17 protein-coding genes are annotated in these 16,755 nt (G+C 62.5%); 10 read left to right on the top strand and 7 right to left on the bottom strand.

The window, feature by feature from the left end; translation table 11 throughout:
* The first annotated feature begins 41 nt into the window (after positions 1-41).
* The 10 genes from V7756_RS15820 (at position 42) to V7756_RS15775 (ending at position 5,955) form a co-directional block, all read left to right on the top strand.
* Positions 42-404, top strand: coding sequence for a DUF1304 domain-containing protein (locus tag V7756_RS15820; RefSeq protein ID WP_335611164.1), 363 nt, complete (start codon positions 42-44; stop codon positions 402-404).
* Between the two features lie 22 nt (positions 405-426).
* A complete protein-coding gene (locus V7756_RS15815; protein WP_335611163.1) occupies positions 427-2,001 on the top strand; it encodes an ATP-binding protein in 1,575 nt (524 codons plus the stop codon).
* Between the two features lie 39 nt (positions 2,002-2,040).
* Complete coding sequence (locus tag V7756_RS15810) at positions 2,041-2,406, top strand: VOC family protein (protein ID WP_335611162.1); 366 nt, start codon at positions 2,041-2,043, stop codon at positions 2,404-2,406.
* Positions 2,407-2,466: 60 nt separating this feature from the next.
* On the top strand, positions 2,467-2,874 hold the full coding sequence (locus V7756_RS15805; protein WP_335611161.1) for an MmcQ/YjbR family DNA-binding protein: 408 nt from the start codon (positions 2,467-2,469) through the stop codon (positions 2,872-2,874).
* Positions 2,864-3,235: an MmcQ/YjbR family DNA-binding protein gene (locus V7756_RS15800; RefSeq protein ID WP_335611160.1), complete on the top strand. Its 372-nt coding sequence runs from the start codon at positions 2,864-2,866 to the stop codon at positions 3,233-3,235. Before V7756_RS15805 ends, V7756_RS15800 begins: the two co-directional genes overlap by 11 nt.
* A gap of 12 nt (positions 3,236-3,247) precedes the next feature.
* Positions 3,248-3,838, top strand: a complete 591-nt coding sequence (locus tag V7756_RS15795; RefSeq protein WP_335611159.1) for a DJ-1/PfpI family protein — start codon at positions 3,248-3,250, stop codon at positions 3,836-3,838.
* Positions 3,825-4,289 carry a GNAT family N-acetyltransferase gene (locus V7756_RS15790; RefSeq protein ID WP_335611158.1) on the top strand — a complete coding sequence of 155 codons (465 nt, stop codon included), beginning with the start codon at positions 3,825-3,827 and terminating at the stop codon, positions 4,287-4,289. The genes V7756_RS15795 and V7756_RS15790 overlap by 14 nt, the downstream gene beginning before the upstream one ends.
* 55 nt (positions 4,290-4,344) lie before the next feature.
* Positions 4,345-4,764: an MAPEG family protein gene (locus V7756_RS15785; protein ID WP_335611157.1), complete on the top strand. Its 420-nt coding sequence runs from the start codon at positions 4,345-4,347 to the stop codon at positions 4,762-4,764.
* Positions 4,764-5,180: a hypothetical protein gene (locus V7756_RS15780; protein WP_335611156.1), complete on the top strand. Its 417-nt coding sequence runs from the start codon at positions 4,764-4,766 to the stop codon at positions 5,178-5,180. The genes V7756_RS15785 and V7756_RS15780 overlap by 1 nt, the downstream gene beginning before the upstream one ends.
* Before the next feature lie 91 nt (positions 5,181-5,271).
* Positions 5,272-5,955, top strand: coding sequence for an MOSC domain-containing protein (locus V7756_RS15775; protein WP_335611155.1), 684 nt, complete (start codon positions 5,272-5,274; stop codon positions 5,953-5,955).
* A 15-nt stretch (positions 5,956-5,970) separates the two neighbouring features.
* Here V7756_RS15775 and V7756_RS15770 read toward each other — a convergent pair whose 3' ends face one another.
* From V7756_RS15770 to panB, 7 genes are all read right to left on the bottom strand, one after another.
* Positions 5,971-7,836, bottom strand: a complete 1,866-nt coding sequence (locus V7756_RS15770; protein WP_335611154.1) for an acetyl-CoA hydrolase/transferase C-terminal domain-containing protein — start codon at positions 7,834-7,836, stop codon at positions 5,971-5,973.
* Positions 7,829-9,955, bottom strand: a complete 2,127-nt coding sequence (locus V7756_RS15765; RefSeq protein ID WP_335611153.1) for a 3-hydroxyacyl-CoA dehydrogenase NAD-binding domain-containing protein — start codon at positions 9,953-9,955, stop codon at positions 7,829-7,831. Before V7756_RS15765 ends, V7756_RS15770 begins: the two co-directional genes overlap by 8 nt.
* Positions 9,956-9,967: 12 nt before the next feature.
* Positions 9,968-11,281 (bottom strand): acetyl-CoA C-acetyltransferase, encoded by a 1,314-nt coding sequence (locus V7756_RS15760; protein WP_335611152.1) that lies wholly within the window; start codon positions 11,279-11,281, stop codon positions 9,968-9,970.
* 185 nt (positions 11,282-11,466) lie between these two features.
* Entirely contained in the window at positions 11,467-12,648 is a 1,182-nt protein-coding gene (locus V7756_RS15755; RefSeq protein WP_335611151.1) for an acetyl-CoA C-acetyltransferase, read from the bottom strand.
* Positions 12,649-12,721: 73 nt separating this feature from the next.
* Positions 12,722-14,662, bottom strand: coding sequence for an acetate--CoA ligase (gene acs / locus V7756_RS15750; RefSeq protein ID WP_335611150.1), 1,941 nt, complete (start codon positions 14,660-14,662; stop codon positions 12,722-12,724).
* 253 nt (positions 14,663-14,915) lie between these two features.
* Complete coding sequence (panC, locus tag V7756_RS15745; protein ID WP_335611149.1) at positions 14,916-15,767, bottom strand: pantoate--beta-alanine ligase; 852 nt, start codon at positions 15,765-15,767, stop codon at positions 14,916-14,918.
* 4 nt (positions 15,768-15,771) lie between these two features.
* Positions 15,772-16,566, bottom strand: coding sequence for a 3-methyl-2-oxobutanoate hydroxymethyltransferase (panB, locus tag V7756_RS15740; RefSeq protein WP_335611148.1), 795 nt, complete (start codon positions 16,564-16,566; stop codon positions 15,772-15,774).
* Positions 16,567-16,755: the final 189 nt, after the last annotated feature.

Here is a 16,755-nt window from a genome sequence, read left to right as displayed (position 1 = left end):
GTGGACAACTCTCGCCGACTCCCTTTTCACAAGGATATTCCATGTACACCTTCGCTACCCTGGTAACTCTGCTGGTTGCCGCTTTGCACGCAGGCTTTCTGGTGCTGGAAATGTTCTTCTGGGATCAGCCACTGGGGCGCAAGGCTTTCGGCCAGACCCGCGAGAGTGCCGCAGCCAGCAAGGTGCTGGCCGCCAATCAGGGTCTGTACAACGGCTTCCTGGCGGCCGGACTGATCTGGGGGGTCGCTCTGGGCCCGGCGGGTGACGGCATCAAGTTGTTCTGCCTCGGCTGCGTGATCATTGCCGGGGTGTTCGGCGCCTTGACTGCCAGCCGCAAGATACTCTATGTGCAGGCCGCGCCGGCGTTGCTGGCATTGCTGCTGTTGCTGCTGGCGCGCGGCTAGCAACGCACGCGGGGGGAATGACGTGAGACTTCTCGGCAGGCAGACGCCTTTGGGCCCCTTGCTGCGTCCGTTGCTGGCACTGCTGCTGGTGGGAGCGCTGATCATCGAGGTGCTGATTTGGCAGGTCGGTATCTCCACACGTAGCCAGGCCGCCCAGCAACTGCTGTCACGCGGAGCGGAGGTACGCAGCGCACTGGAAACCCGGCTGCGCGACGGCATCTATCTGACGCGTGGGCTGGTCTCTTTCCTGCAAAGTCAGAACGGCTTGCGCGACCCGGAACGGGTTGAAGCCTGGCTTGCCAGCATGCGCAACGAGGTGGATTACCTGATCAACATAGGCATAGCGCCGGATAACCGCATTGCTCTCATCTATCCGCGTGAGGGTAACGAAGCGGCACTGGGGCTGGCCTACTCTGAAATGCCGACACAGTGGCCGATCGTGCAGCAGATTGTACTCAGTGGCGAACCCGCTCTGGCAGGCCCATTGCCGTTGGTGCAAGGTGGCAGCGGCCTGATCTACCGCTCCCCAGTCTATCTGGACGGACGCTACTGGGGGCTGGTGAGCACGGTGATGGATGCCTCGGCGTTGCTCGGCATGCTGCAGAGCGATCCACGTTGGCAGGATCTTAACTTGCAACTGCAGCGTCAAAGCGCGCCGCAATCGAACGAATTCGTGCGTATCTGGGGCGACGATCTTAACCCCGACGCGGCGCATCAGACTATGCTGCTGCGCTTGCCGGGTACGCTCTGGCGGCTCAGCGTGCAGCAGCGCAGCGCCGGTTCGCCGCTGCGTTACTACCATCTGGCGCTCTACGGGCTGTTGTTACTGGTGCTGGTGGCGGTGGGCTGGACGCTGTTGGTGCGCAGGCGGGAGCAGGCAGAACGCGAGGCGCTGCGTAGCGAAACCGAGCGCATGAAGAATGAGTTTGTCTCCACTATCAATCATGAACTGCGCACGCCGCTGACCAGCATCCTGGGCACGTTGAGTCTGCTGCATGGTGGGGCGGTCGGCAGCCTGTCGCCGGAGGCCGGGCGTCTGGTATCGCTGGCCAAACACAATGGCGAGCATCTGCTCAAACTGATCAGCGACCTGCTGGATATCGACAAGTTGCAGGCGGGCAGCATGCCCATGGACTTGCAGGCCGTGGCGCTGGACCAGGTGTTGCCCAATGCGATGCAAGGGCAGGGTGTGATGCTGATGCAGGCAGAGCTCAAGCTCGAGTGCGACAATGCCTTCCCCGGCGCGTGCGTACGGGCAGACCCGACGCGCCTCAGACAGGTACTCGATAATCTGTTGTCGAATGCCATCAAGTTTTCTCCTCCGGGCGGTACTGTCAGCCTGCGGGTCAGCCCTGACCAGCAGGGCAGGCGTTGGCGGATCGCCGTAGAGGATCAGGGGGCAGGGATCGCGCCGGCCTTCCAGACCAAGGTATTCGAACGCTTCACCCAAGCCGACGGGTCTTCCCAGCGCAAGGCCGGCGGTACCGGGCTGGGGCTGGCAATCAGCCGCGCGCTGGTAGAGCGCATGGGTGGCGAGATCGGTTTTACCAGCGCCGCCAGCGGCAGTTGTTTTTATATTCTGTTGCCGGCGGCATAACGCGCCAGCGATGCACACGAGATTATCCAGGGAGGCAATATGAGCAAATTGACGGCGCAGGAAATCAAGGCATTTGTGCCCGCCCGCGACTATGCTGAAAGCAAGGCGTTCTATAGTGACATGGGCTTCACCATGGCCTCTGACATGGGCGATGTGGCCTACTTTCACGTAGGTAATTGCAGCTTTCTGCTGCAGGATTTTTACCAGCAGGCGCTGGCTGAAAACCTGATGATGCATCTGCTGGTGGATGATGCTCGTGCCTGGTATGCGGCCGTGCAGCAGGCCGACCTGGCGGGAAAATACCGTGTACGTCTGAGCGAGCTTCTGGAGCAGCCATGGGGCATGCTCGACTTCACCCTCACCGACCCCAGCGGCGTGCTCTGGCGCGTCGGGCAGAATCTTTGAGCTAGGTTTCACTGGAGCAAGACGGCATAAATCCTGTAAACGCGGAGGAGTTGGATAATCATGAACTTGCGCCAATACCTGCTCAGCAAGCCGGAAGCGCAGGAAGACTTTCCCTTCGGCCCTGAGGCTGCGGTGTTCAAGGTTCAGGGCAAGATGTTTGCTCTGCTGGGCCAGCGTCAGGGCAGGGCGAGCCTCAATCTCAAATGCGATCCGCAGCAGGCCATCGGCCTGCGGGACCTGTTTCCTGCGGTGACGCCCGGCTATCACATGAACAAGCGGCACTGGAACAGTGTTTTTGATGACGGCTCGATACCGCCTGGCGAGATGCAACGGATGATCGATCACTCCTATGCCTTGGTGGTAAAAGGCTTGGCCAGAAGCCAGCGTCTGGGGCTGGAGGCACGGCACGGCAAGGCTGCGCTCTACGCCGGTGGGGCAGCGGAGACGGGAGGGGCCAGTGCGGGTTGATGAGGTCAAGGCTTACTGTGCGGCACTGCGTGGCGCCAGCTGCGAACTGCACCAGTCGCCGGTTAATGTGCTGGTTTATCAGGTGGGCGACAAGCGTTTTGCCTACTTCAAGACTAGCCAGCCACAGCAATGGCGCTTCAGCGTGCGGGTCATGCCCGAACGCTTCCTGGAGTTGACCGACCAGCCCGGTATTCAGCCGGCGCGATATCTGAAGCGGTTTCACTGGATCACGCTGGTTGAGGTCGAGCGCTGGCCTGAGCAAATGCTGCGCGAACTGATCGACTGGTCCTACAAGCGGGCGCTGCAAGCATTGTCGCAATGCCAGCGTGACGCGCTGCTGGCGGGCAAGCAAAAAACTTGAAAAGGAGTAGCGGTGAATATTGGTATCTATCTTTATGATCAGGTTGAGGTCCTGGATTTTGCAGGCCCCTTCGAGGTGTTTTCCACCGCCGCGCGCCTCAGTGTGCCGAGCGGCTGTTTCCAGGTGTCGCTGATTGCCAGCGAGCTGGCGCCGGTGACTGCGCGCGGTGGCATGCGCGTCATGCCCGACCACGATTTGCGCAGCCATCCGCCGCTGCAGGCGCTGATAGTGCCGGGGGGCGTGCACACAGCGCAGTTGCAGCATACCGAGATGCTGCAATGGCTGCGTGAGCAGGCAACCGAGGTGCAGATCATGGCTTCGGTCTGTACCGGTGCTTTCCTGCTGGCGCAGGCCGGCCTGCTGGAAGGGGAGCAAGTGACCACACACTGGGAAGATATTGCCGATCTGCGTGCTGCTTACCCGCAGCTCGAGGTGCTGGAACGGCAACGCTGGGTAGATCGCGGCAACCGCGTGACCTCGGCCGGCATCTCTGCCGGTATCGATATGAGCCTGCATCTGGTAGAGCGATTGCAATCGCGTGAGCTGGCCGAGCGCACCGCGCGCCAGATGGAGTTTGACTGGAGCGCCGGTGCGCCTGCGTGAGGGTTCTGCGGCTGATACTGCCGCCTGCGTAGCGCTCTTTACGGCGTCGGTACACGCGCTGACGGGCGCGCATTACGATGCCGAGCAACGCCAAGCCTGGGCGCCATTGCAACCCGATATGGATTTCTGGCGGCGCCGCCTGGGGGACCTGCGTCTTCTGCTCGCGGAAGACGCCAGCGGCTTGCTGGGCTTTATCGGTTATGCTGCCGATGGCCATATCGACATGCTGTTTTGCGCCCCGCACGCGGCCCGCAATGGCGTGGCCAGCGCCCTGTACAAGGCCGCCGAGGCAGAGTTGTTGGCGAGCGGCGTGACGCGCCTTTATACCGAAGCCAGCGCAGTGGCCGAGCCGTTTTTCCAGCGTCGGGGTTTCAGCGTGGTTGAGCAGGAAAAAGTCGTCCGTGGCGAGGTGTTACTGTTGCGCTATCGCATGCACAAGCAACTGCCGTGAACCACTGGCAAGAGCGCCTCGCCAAGGTAATCGCTGCTCCCGGAGAAGCCGAACCATGAACACCCAATTGTTGCTGCTGTCGCTGTTGGTGCAGATTGCTTTGACCTTGTATCTGTACATCAAGCTGGGCGGCGCCAAGCGTCGCGCGCTAGAACAAGGCCAGGTTAACCAGGCGCGGCGCGCATTGCACGACGACGCCTGGCCCGACAGCGTGCGTCAGATCAATAACAACATTCGCAACCAGTTTGAGCTGCCGGTGTTGTTTTACGTGTTGGTGCTGGTGTTGCTGCATCTTGGAGCAACGGGATGGTTGGCGCCTGTGCTGGCGTGGCTATTCGTGCTAAGTCGTCTCGCCCACGCCTGGGTCCACACTGGCTCCAATCAGGTGCCGCTGCGCCGACGCCTGTTTACCTTCGGCTGCGTGATCATTCTGCTGATGACCGCGCTTGCCGCCTGGCAGGTATTGGCCCGCTGATGGCTGGATTCACTGATTTGCTGCGCCAGCGCGGGCGCGTCTATTTACTGGAGGCGGTAGTCTGCTTCGGCAGCCTGGTGGTGCTGCTGGGGCTGGGGCTGATCGCCTTGCCACTGGCTTTCAGTGCAGAGGGGGATAACGTCTTTGGCTGGCAACTGGTGGCCATGCTCGGCGGTGGCTTCGTCGGGCTGTGGGGAGTAACCCAACTGGTACTCAAGGTGGCGTATCCCGCGCGCCAGGTGGCCAGCCCGCGCGCCATAGTGAGTACGCTTTTACTCGGCATTGGGGCCCTGCTGCTGTTTTATCAGTGGTTGCTGCTATCGCGTGCGGCGACGCTGACGCTGGTGGTACTGCCGCTGCTGGGGACCGCACATTTTCTCTTTCTTGGGCGTGATTACCTGGTGCGCCAGCGCTGATTTTTCGTTGACAGAACCGGCATGATCCGGTCGACTGCTGCCTGTTGCCATTGGCTGTTCACCTTCGCCGCTTTCGGGGTTTTTCTTCATCATGTTGCAGGATTCACACGAAATTCAGCTTCTTTCCATCAACGCCGCCGAGCCGCAGCCGCTGCTGGTGGGCAAGCGCCGCGCACGCACGGGGCATTTCAAACAGCCGCGCCAGGGCGTGGTAGTAATTGACGAGCATGGCATCGGCGGCGATTTTATCGGTGATCTCAAGCATCACGGTGGTCTGGATCAGGCGCTGTATCTTTACAGTCAGGAAGATATCGATTGGTGGGTGCAGCAGCTGCAGCGTGACCTTGCCCCCGGTTTCTTCGGTGAAAACCTGACGGTCTCGCACTGGTGGCCCACGCTGCGTATTGGTGACCGGTTACAGGCAGGTGACCTGGTGCTGGAAATCACGGCGCCGCGCATACCCTGCGCCACTCTGGCGGCGCGCGTGGGTGACCGTTTATTTGCCAAGGCCTTTGTCAAGGCAGAGCGTTGTGGGGCGTACGCCCGAGTGCTGCAGGCCGGCAGTCTGCAAGCGGGAGACAAGCTGAGCGTGCTGAAGGGCGACGTGATCTACCCGACCATTAAGGAGGCCTTTCGCTACTGCCATTCCAAGGGTCACAACCTGGATTTTGTGCAGCGGTTGCTGAACGCGCCCCTGGCGGAAAAGATGCGTGAGGATATGGAAAAGCGCAAGGCCAGCGCTGAGCAGGCAACAGGTCAGTTGCCCGGTCTTTGAAAGCGGTTCGGCAGTTCAGCCTGGCAGCGTTGCCAGCAGCAACAGGCGGTAGATTCTCTGACGCAACCCCTTGGGCCGCTCCAGCTGCATGCGCTGCAGCGCCGCCTGCTGCCTGACCCCAGCGTCCTTTCGCAGGCCGCTGCAGAGGGTAGCTAGCAGGGCCCGTTTGCTACCGACCTGCGTTTTCAACTCGCTCAACGCCTGGGCCAGGTCTTCTTCTTCAGCGCTCAGGCCGCTGCCCAGCGGAAAGGCCGGCAGCAGGCCCTGGCGTTGGCTTTCAGCGAGTAATTGCGCCAGTTGTTCCGGTGTATTGCGGCCATAGCTGGCCGGCAAGCGGTAATCGGCTGGCAGTTTTCCGGCCCGCTGCGCCTGCGCCATCAGTGCCTCCTGAAAACGCGCATCGCATATCGAGAGCATGGCATCCATCACCTCGGCGTCGCTCTTGTCGCGCAGGTCGGCCACACCGTACTCGGTGACCACCATATCGCGCAGATGCCTGGGGATGGTGGTATGCGGATACTGCCAACAGATATTGGAACTCACTTTGCCCTTGTGGGTACGGGTGGCTGGCAGGGTGATGATGGCGCGCGCGTCGTTCAAGGCAAAGGCCTGGGCGATGAAGTCGTACTGACCGCCCACACCACTGATCACCTGTCCGTCGGCCAGGCCGTCGGAGGTGACCGCACCGCTCAGGCTGACCATCAGCGCGCTATTGATAAAACGCGCCTGCTGGCGCGCCTCACGCTTGTCTTCTTCATTGCCATACAGGCTGTTGGTGAAGGACACCGGCATCATGGCGATCTTGTCGCGGGTTTCTGCGGGCAGACGTTGCAGCGTCTCATAGAGTATCGGGCTGCCGATAAAGAACCCGGCGTGAATCAGCTTGCCGTTTACTTCACGCTTGATGACGCCCGCCTCGATCAAGGCCAGGAAGCCTTCGACCAGCATTTCGGTGACCCCGTACAGGCCAAGCACAAAGGGGTCGCGATGTCGGGTTTTCAGGGCCTGTGGTGATTCCAGCAATTGCAGCAGCTGCTGAAAGTCGAGCGGTTGCTGCTGGCGCAGACGCAGCGCATTGGCAATGGCATCACCAATCGAGCCGATACCAATCTGCAGGGTGCCGCCGTCGGGTATCAGGCTGGCTACACGCAGGCCAATGGCGTGGTGCTTGAGTGCAGCCGGGCTATGCGGCGGAGTAAACAGCGGGAACTCGTATTGCGGACTTTGCAGTATCAAGTCGAAATCCGCCGCCGGGCGGTCAGCCGCGCCGCCCATGTAGGGCAGGGCGTGATTGATCTGGCCAACACTGAGCAGCTTCAGCTCGCCTGATTGACGCCGGTCGAGCAGATCGGCGCTGATATCGGGGTTGCAGCTCAGGCTGTAGCGTCCCGGTTGGCCATGCGCGGCGGGCGCTCCGGGGGCCACCAACTGCAGAATCAGATTTACCTGCCAGCGCAGCAGGGTGTCCAGCGCGTGGGTGTAATTGAGGCTGGTGTAATCCTGCTGCGCCTGGGGCACGCCGAGCCAACCGCCGGGGCGCAGGAAGAATTCGCGCACGCGGACGTTGTGGGGCAGTGTGCCCTTGCGCAGCGCCCCTGCATATTCCAGCGCCGGGTAGTCTGCAAACAGCCGCGCTGACAGCGGGCCGATAAAACCTTGCTCCAGGTCGCTGCTGGCGCTCGGAGCTTCGAGCGTGAGCGCGGTACAGATAGTCAGGGATATCTCGGCGTTGTCGCGCGCGCGCCGGTAAAGCGCATTGATCAGGTGGTTGGCCTTGCCCAGACCCAGCGGCAGGCCCACCACCAGGGTGTTGCCCAGGCGCTGCAGTATGGCATCGACCAGCGCCTCGGCATCCTGGAAGCAGTGCGGTAGCTCACTCATCGCTTGTGGTGGTCCAGCCGGGATCAGGGGCAAAGCGCGGGCCGTGCTTGTCGCTCAGCTCCTGTAGCTGCGCTGCCACGGTATCAAAGCCCAGTTGCCCGGCGTAGTGCATGGGACCGCCACGGAAAGGCGGAAAGCCGGTAGCGAAGATCATGGCGCCATCCAACTGATCGGCGTCATCGATCACCTGCTCACGCAGGCAGGCCATGCAGGCATTGAGCATGGGCAGCAGTAGTCGCTCCTGGGTGCCGCGGGGGGCCTGTTTGCGGCGGTGCTTTTTCTGCACCTCGCCGTGCTTCCAGCGGTAGATGCCTTTCCCGCTCTTGCGCCCCAACTCGTCTTTTTCCACTTTCTTGCGCAGCCAGTCGGGCGTTTCTGGCAGCTTGTTGTCGAGCTGCTCGCGCAGCATATCGGCCACGCCCACGCAGATATCCAGGCCGACTTGATCGGCCAGCTCGAGTGGGCCCATGGGCATGCCGAAATCGATGGCAACCTGATCTATCGCCTCGGCGCTCAGGCCCTCATCCAGCAGACAGATGGCCTCCACCAGATAGGGCGTGAGCGCCCGATTGACCAGAAAGCCGGGCGCGCTGGCAACCGGCGCCGGCAAGCGGTTGATCTGGCCGACGAAGGTGGTGGCCCGTTCCACTGCGCTGCTGCGTGCGGTGGAATGGGCCACCACCTCGACCAGCTGCATCTGCGCCACGGGGTTGAAGAAGTGAATGCCCACCAGGCGCCCGGCATCGGCCAGACCTTCGCGCAGTTTTTCCAGCGCGATGCTGGAGGTATTGGTGGCGAGGATGGCATCACGTTTCATCCGTGGCTCCACCTCGGCATAGACCTTGCGCTTGATCTCCAGGTCTTCGGGCACCGCCTCGAGCACCAGGTCGGCGACCGCTACGCCGCAGTTGTTGGGGTCGGGTATCAGGTTGTCTAGAATGTCGCGGGTTTGCGCCGGACTGCGGTGTTTCTTCTGGCAGAGCGCGGCCAGTTTCTGCACCGCCGCGCCTATGGTTTTCGCCTGGGTGTCGAACAGGCTCACACGCAGACCCTGCAAGGCGCACCAGGCGGCAATGTCTGCGCCCATAGCGCCGGCACCAATCACGTGCACATGCAGCACTGGCGCCGGTTTGTGCATTCCCTTGCCCGGATCGCCCAGTGCCTTGAGCTGCTCGCGCAGAAAGAATACCCGTACCAGGTTGCGCGAGGTGGGCGTGTTGAGCAGATGGGCGAAGGAGTAGATTTCGCGATGCAGCGCCTGATCCGGGCTGTTGCCGTGGCGCTGCCACAGCTTGATCAGGGCGTGCGGCGCTGGATAGTGCTGCGGCGGCGCCTTGCTGTCCGCTTGCTTGCGCATGCGCCAGGCAGCCAGGCGGCGCACCCAGTCCAGCCGGAAGGGACGGGCGCGCAGGTTGCTCCGGTCTACCGCGACCTGATCATTCAATACCGCCGCTACGGCGTTGCGCAGATGGCGCTCTTCCAGAAGTTGATCGATCAGTCCAAGTTTGCTGGCCTGGGCATCGTGAATCGTGCGCCCGGTGAGCATCATCTCCATGGCCACCAACGGGTCGATCAAATCCGGCAGGCGGGCGGTGCCGCCCAGCCCAGGATGCAGCCCCAGCAGCACTTCGGGCACGCCGAAGGTGGCGCCCTTGACTGCCAGGCGGTAATCGCAGCACAGCGCCAGTTCCAGCCCGCCGCCCAGCGCGGCGCCGTGGATAATGGCGATGGTGGGACAATCCAGATCCACCAGCTGCTGTGCCAGCAGGTGCGCCTCAACCAGTTGATTGATGACGTCTGGTTCGGTCTTGAGCTGGCGAAACTCCTTGATGTCGGCGCCGACGCAGAAGCTGCCGGGTTTGGCCGAGCGTATTACCAGCGCAGTGGGCATGTCGCTTTTCAACGCGGCAATGACCTGGCTGAGCTCCCGCAGTACCGCCTCCGACAACACATTGGCGCTGCTGTCGGCCTTGTCCATCAGCAGCCAGGCAACGTTCTGTTCGTCGCGCTTGAGATGCCAGTGCTGCCATTGGCGGCTGCCGGACTTGAGTTCGCCAACACTGAAAGGACCAAGTTCCATGCGCCGGGGTGCCAGGGCTTCGAGGACGGGGGCGTTCATTGGCTGGGCTCCTTAAAGTGTTTCGATCAGCATGGCGCCTGACTGGCCGCCGCCGATGCATTCAGTGGCAATGCCGCGGCGCAGGCCGTGGCGCTGCAGCGCATTGACCAGATGCAAAACAATGCGATTGCCGCTGGTGCCCACCGGATGGCCCAGGCTGATGGCGCCGCCATCCACGTTCAGGCGCGCGGGGTCGAGGCGGCCCAGGGCGTCTTCAAGCCCCAGCACCTTCTTGCAGAAGGGCGCATTCTGCCAGGCTTCCAGGCAGGCGAGTACCTGAGCGGCAAAGGCTTCGTTGATTTCCCAGAGGTCGATATCCGCCAGTTGATGCCCATGGCGCTGCAGCAACGCCGTGCTGCTGAGTACCGGACCCAGGCCCATGATCTCCGGATCCAGAGCAGACCAGTGGCTGTCGACGATCACCGCCTTGGGAATCAGGTTATGCCTTATCAGTGCCTGCTCGGAGGCCAGAATCACCCAACTGGCGCCGTCGGTAATCTGCGAGCTGTTGCCGGCGGTAACCTGGCCGTAAGGCTTTTCGAATACCGGTTTGAGCCTGGCCAGTGCGTCCATCGAGTTGTCGGCACGCACGCCGTCATCCTGGCTGTACTGGCGGCCCTGGTTGTCGAACAGGGGCATTATCTCGTCCTTCAACCAGCCGGCCTCCTGCGCGGCCGCCAGCCGCTGGTGGCTAGTCAGGGCATAGGCATCGGCTGACTCGCGGTCGATGCCGAACAGCTGCGCCACCACCTCGGCGGTCTGGCCCATGTTGAGCCCGACTATGGGGTCGGTCAGACCGCGCTCCAGGCCGATTACCGGTTGCATGAAAGCGGGACGAAAGCGGGCCAGCGCCTTGAGGCGAGCAGGCAGGCTGCGCGCCTGATTGAGGCTGGCAAACCAGTCGACGGCGCTTTGCCGAAACAGCAGCGGCGCGTGGCTGAGCGCTTCAGCGCCACCGGCCAGAATCAGATCGGCGCCGCCGTCGCGGATGTAGCGGTAGCCGGTATCGATCGACTGCATGCCCGAGCCGCAGTTTATCTGCACGGTGAAGGCCGGCATCTGCGCACCCATGCCCAGGCGGAGCGCTGCGACCCGGGCGGGGTTCATTTCTTCGGAGACCACATTCACGCAACCCAGGATCACCTGGTCGAAAGCCGTGGGATCGAGTGCCTGACGCATCAGCAATGGCCGGCCGCATTGGACCGCAAGGTCTACCGGGGTGAAGGGGCCGGGTTTGCCGCGTGCCTTGAGGAAGGGCGTGCGGGCGCCGTCGACAATATAGACGGGCTGATGTGAGGGGACGGCTGAAAGCGGCTGGCTATCCATGGGGAGCCCTTGTCTTGATGATTCTCTGGATCGTTATCGCGCCGTTGTTTGCCGGGCGCCTTAGTGAAGCATAGGACAGGATGGGCGGTTTTCAGTTCAGTGCGCCAGCGCAATAGCCAGCAGGAAGAAGGAGCGGCATAAGCCGCCGGGGCGCTGGCTGCGCCCCGAGGCCGTTGCGGTTGGAGTCAGTCGCGCTCGAGCGCCAGGGCAACACCTTGGCCGCCTCCGATGCAGAGTGTGGCCAGCCCTTTCTTGACGTCGCGTTCCAGCATGCTGTGCAGCAAGGTGACCAGCACGCGGCAGCCGGAGGCGCCAATCGGGTGACCCAGCGCAATGGCGCCGCCGTTGACGTTGACCTTGTCCATGTCCCACTGCAGCTCGCGGCTGACAGCCAGGGCTTGGGCGGCGAAGGCTTCGTTGGCTTCGATCAGGTCCAGATCGGCAATCTGCCAGCCGGCCTTGGCCAGGCAGCGCTGGGTGGCCGAGACCGGACCAATGCCCATGATGGCGGGGTCGACGCCGGCATTGGCGTAGGCGGCGATGCGTGCCAGCACCGGCAGCCCCAGTTCTTTCGCTTTGTCGGCGCTCATCATCAATACGGCGGCGGCGCCATCGTTCAGGCTGGACGCGTTGCCGGCAGTCACCGAGCCGTCCTTCTTGAAGGCGGGCTTGAGGCGGCCAAGACTTTCGGCGCTGGTACCGTCGCGGGGTTGTTCGTCCTGGGTGACGATCACGGCATCGCCCTTGCGCTGCGGGATGCTTACCGGGGTAATTTCCCGGTCAAAGCGGCCGGCCTGCTGCGCGGCGACGGCTTTCTGCTGCGAGGCAGCGGCAAAGGCGTCCTGCTCTTCGCGGCTGATGCTGTATTTGTCGACCAGGTTTTCGGCGGTAATGCCCATGTGGTAGTTGTTGAAAGCGTCCCACAGACCGTCCTGGATCATGCTGTCGATCATCTGACCGTGGCCCATGCGCTGGCCGGTACGTGAGGTCGGGATCAGGTGGGGGGACAGACTCATGGATTCCTGACCGCCAGCAATCATCACCTCGGCATCGCCGCAGCGAATCGCCTGGGCAGCCAGATGCAGTGCCTTGAGGCCGGAGCCACAGACCTTGTTCAGGGTAAGCGCGGGAACCGCATGGGGTAGGCCGGCATGAATGGCCGCCTGGCGGGCCGGATTCTGGCCACAGCCCGCAGTGAGTACCTGGCCGAGGATGACCTCATCGACAATGGCCGGGTCAATCTGGCTTTGCTCCAGCAGGGCGCGGATAACAGTTGCGCCCAGTTCGTGGGCGGGAACATGGGCGAACTGGCCCCCAAAGCTGCCGATGGCAGTACGGGTGGCGGCAACAATTACGACCTCTTGCATGAACAGCTCCTCTATGCGGCACTTTTTGCGAGTGCACAAGCATAGAGGCGGGCAAGGTTCACGACAAGTTGTCTCAGGCCTGATTCAATCGGTTGGCAATCAGGTCGTCCACCACCGAAGGGTCGGCCAGGGTAGATGTGTCGCCCAGGCTGTCGAGCTCATCGCAGGCGATCTTGCGCAGAATGCGCCGCATGATCTTGCCCGACCTGGTCTTGGGCAGTCCCGGTGCCCACTGGATGTATTCGGGGCGGGCAAAGGCGCCCACCTGATCGGCCACGAAGCTCTTCAGTTCCTTGACCAGTTCATCGGATGGCGTCACGCCATTCATCGGCGAGACATACACGTACAGGCACTGGCCCTTGATGTCGTGCGGGCAGCCGACCACCGCCGCTTCGGCCACTGCGTCGTGCAGCACCAGGGCACTCTCGACCTCGGCGGTGCCGATGCGGTGGCCGGAAACGTTGAGCACGTCGTCCACGCGGCCGGTGATCCAGTAGTAGCCATCTTCGTCGCGGCGTGCGCCATCGCCGGTGAAGTAGACGCCCTTGTAGGTGCTGAAGTAGGTGTCAACCAAGCGTTGGTGATCGCCGTAGACGGTGCGAATCTGGCTCGGCCAGGAGCGCTTGATCACCAGGTTGCCGCTGGCGGGGCCTTCCAGTTCGTTGCCTTCGGGGTCGTACAGGGCCGGTTCCACACCGAAGAAGGGGCGCGTGGCTGAGCCGGGTTTCAGATCGGTGCTGCCGGGCAGCGGGGTGATCATGGCGGCGCCGGTTTCGGTCTGCCACCAGGTATCGACGATCGGGCAGCGGCGCTCGCCGACGACATCAAAATACCATTCCCAGGCCTCGGGGTTGATCGGCTCGCCGACGGTGCCAAGCAGACGCAGGCTGGCGCGCGAGCTGCTCCTGACCGGCTCGTTGCCTTTGGCCATGAGCGCGCGCAGCGCGGTAGGCGCAGTGTAGAAAATATTGACCTGGTGCTTGTCGATCACCTGCCAGCAGCGCGACGCATCCGGGTAGGTGGGCACGCCCTCGAACAGTAGCGTGGTGGCGCCGTTGCACAGCGGGCCATAGACGATATAGGAATGGCCGGTGATCCAGCCGACATCGGCGGTGCACCAGTAGACTTCACCTGGATGGTAGTCGAACACGTAGTGATGGGTCATGGACGCCATCAGCAAGTAGCCACCGGTGGTGTGCAGCACGCCCTTGGGTTTGCCGGTAGAGCCGGAGGTGTAGAGGATGAACAGCGGATCTTCGCTGTCCATTGGCTCGGCCGGGCAATCGGCGCTGACCGCTGCGATGGCTTCGTGGTACCAGATATCGCGGTTTTCATTCCAGGGGATATCCGCACCGGTACGCTTCACCGTGACTACGGTATGCACGTTGGGGCAGTCCTTCAGGGCTTTTTCCACGCTGCTCTTCAGCGCTACGGCCTTGCCGCCACGTACGCCTTCATCGGCAGTGATCACGGCCTGGCAGTCGGAGTCGAGAATGCGGTCGCGCACGGCATCCGGCGAGAAACCACCAAAGACCACCGAGTGCACTGCGCCAATGCGCGCGCAGGCCAGCATGGCGTAGGCTGCCTCCGGTATCATCGGCATGTAGAGGCAGACGCGATCGCCTTTCTTCACGCCGCGGGCCTTGAGCACATTGGCCAGACGGCAGACCTTTTCATGTAGCTCGCGGTAGCTGATGCGGGCGTCGTCTTCCGGGTTGTCGCCTTCCCAGATGATGGCGGTGGCATCGCCGCGCTCGGCCAGATGACGGTCGATGCAGTTGACGCTGACATTCAGCTTGCCGTCGATAAACCAGGCCGCTTCGCCCTTGCTCAGATCGCTCTGATGAACCTTGCTCCAGGGCTTGTCCCAGGTCAGAAAACGTTCGGCCTGCTCGGCCCAGAACTGATCCGGCTGCTCCAGTGACTGGCGATACATGCGCTCGTAACCGGCTTCATCAAGATGGCTCACCGCGCGTGCAGCGTCCGATACCTTGTGGTTTTCGATCTTGTACATGGGTGGTTCCCTGTTGTTATTGAAGTCAGGCAGTCGCGGTCTCGACCGGAATAGACACGGGCAGCCGCGACCTGAACACGGCCCTGAAGTATAGGCGGGCGTGCATTACATGCCATATAGCGTCGGATATCACCGAGCGGGATTCAACCCTTCTTTGGTATGAGATGCGGGTGCGGGCGCGGATGCGAGTAGTGCAGAGGGGCGGGCAATATGCCCAAGCCGGCAGCGCAGGGCCGCCGCCGGCTTGAAGGGGTCAGTTCAGGGTGAACTGCAGGTTGTCGATCAGGCGGGTCTTGCCCAGATGGGCGGCAGCCAGGGCGACCAGCTCCAGTGTCTGCTCATCGGCCGGTTGCAGGCTGTGGGCATCACGCAGGTCGAGGTAGTCCGGTTGCAGGCCGGCAGCGACCAGCTGTTGCCGAGCTTCTTCGATGACGGCGGCAAAGTCGCGGCGCCCGGCTTGCAGTTTGGCGGCGATCTGCTGCAGGTTGTGATACAGCTGCGGCGCGGCAGCGCGCTGTTCGGCGCTCAGGTAGCCGTTGCGGGACGACAGCGCCAGGCCATCGGCGGCGCGCACGGTGGGCTCGCCCATGATCTGCACCGGCATGCACAGGTCGTGCGCCATCTTGCGGATAACCGCCAATTGCTGAAAATCCTTCTGACCGAAGATCGCCAGGTCCGGCTGCACTATGTTCAGCAGTTTGCTGACCACGGTGGCAACGCCTTCGAAGTGACCCGGCCGGCTGGAGCCGCAGAGGCCTTCGGAAACCACCGGGACGGCAACGCGGGTGTGGCCGTCCATGCCTTCGGGATACATTTCGCTGACATTCGGCGCAAAGATCATGTGGGTGCCGATCTCGTGCAGCTTGGCCTGATCCTCCGGCAGGGTGCGCGGGTAGCTGTCGAGGTCTTCGCCGGCGCCGAACTGCATGGGGTTGACGAAGATGCTGACCACCACATAATCGGTGCGCTGCAGCGCCTTTTCGACCAGCGCGATGTGGCCTGCGTGCAGGTTGCCCATGGTGGGAACCAGACCGATGCGCTTGCCTTCCTGGCGGGCACGACTGACCGCAGCGCGCAGCTGCGCAATGGTGTGCAGGGTGTTCATGGGTTCAGAACTCGTGTTCAGCTGCTGGAAATTCGACCTGTTTTACCGCATCGACATAGGCGCGAATAGCGCTGGCGATGTCTGTCTGGCCGATCATGAAGTTTTTCACGAAACGTGGCAAGCGTCCGCTGATGGAGAGGCCAAGCATGTCGTGTACCACCAGCACCTGGCCATCGGTGCCGCTGCCGGCGCCAATACCGATGACCGGTACGCTGACCGCGGCGGTGATGCGATTGGCCAGCGCTGGCGGCACACATTCGAGCAGCAGCATGCTTGCGCCCGCCGCTTCCAGCGCCAGGGCATCGTCCAGCAGCGCCTTTGCCTGGGCCTCTTCACGGCCCTGCACCTTGTAGCCGCCGAGAATGTTGACGGTCTGCGGTGTAAGACCCATGTGCGCGCACACCGGAATGCCGTTGCGGCTGAGCACGCTGATGCTCTCAGCCAGCCAACTGCCACCCTCCAGCTTGACCATATGGGCGCCAGCGCGCATCAGTTGCGCACTGTTGCGCAGTGCCTCTTCCAGTGTGGCGTAGGCCATGAAGGGCAGGTCGGCCATGATCAGCGCGCCGCGATTGCCGCGCTTGACGGATTGGGTGTGGTAGGCCATGTCGTCCACACTCACCGGCAGGGTGCTGTCGTGTCCCTGCAGCACCATGCCGAGGGAGTCGCCCACTAGCATGACTTCGACCCCGACGGTACTTTCCAGATGGGCAAAGGTCGCATCGTAAGCAGTCAGGCAAACAATCTTTTCGCCGCTCTGCTTCAGCTTGTTCAGCGTGGTCAGGGTTACGTCAGGCATGGCAGGTTCCAGTGTTTCGGCCTCGCGGAGGCGCTGGTTCAGGGGGCGCTGCGGTGGGATAGGACCGCACCGTTGCGCTCTGCATACTCAGGATTGATTGCACCTGATGAGTATAGTCTTGATGCCGCAAATACCGTTCGGACTCCCGCCGCCACGACTGGGTGCACGGGCTCGTCAGAGAACGGCATC

Source organism: Halopseudomonas sp. (assembly GCF_036961105.1).
Taxonomy (GTDB): Bacteria; Pseudomonadota; Gammaproteobacteria; order Pseudomonadales; family Pseudomonadaceae; genus Halopseudomonas.
Note: the sequence above shows the minus strand (reverse complement) of the source record. Positions and strands in the feature narration are given on the sequence as shown.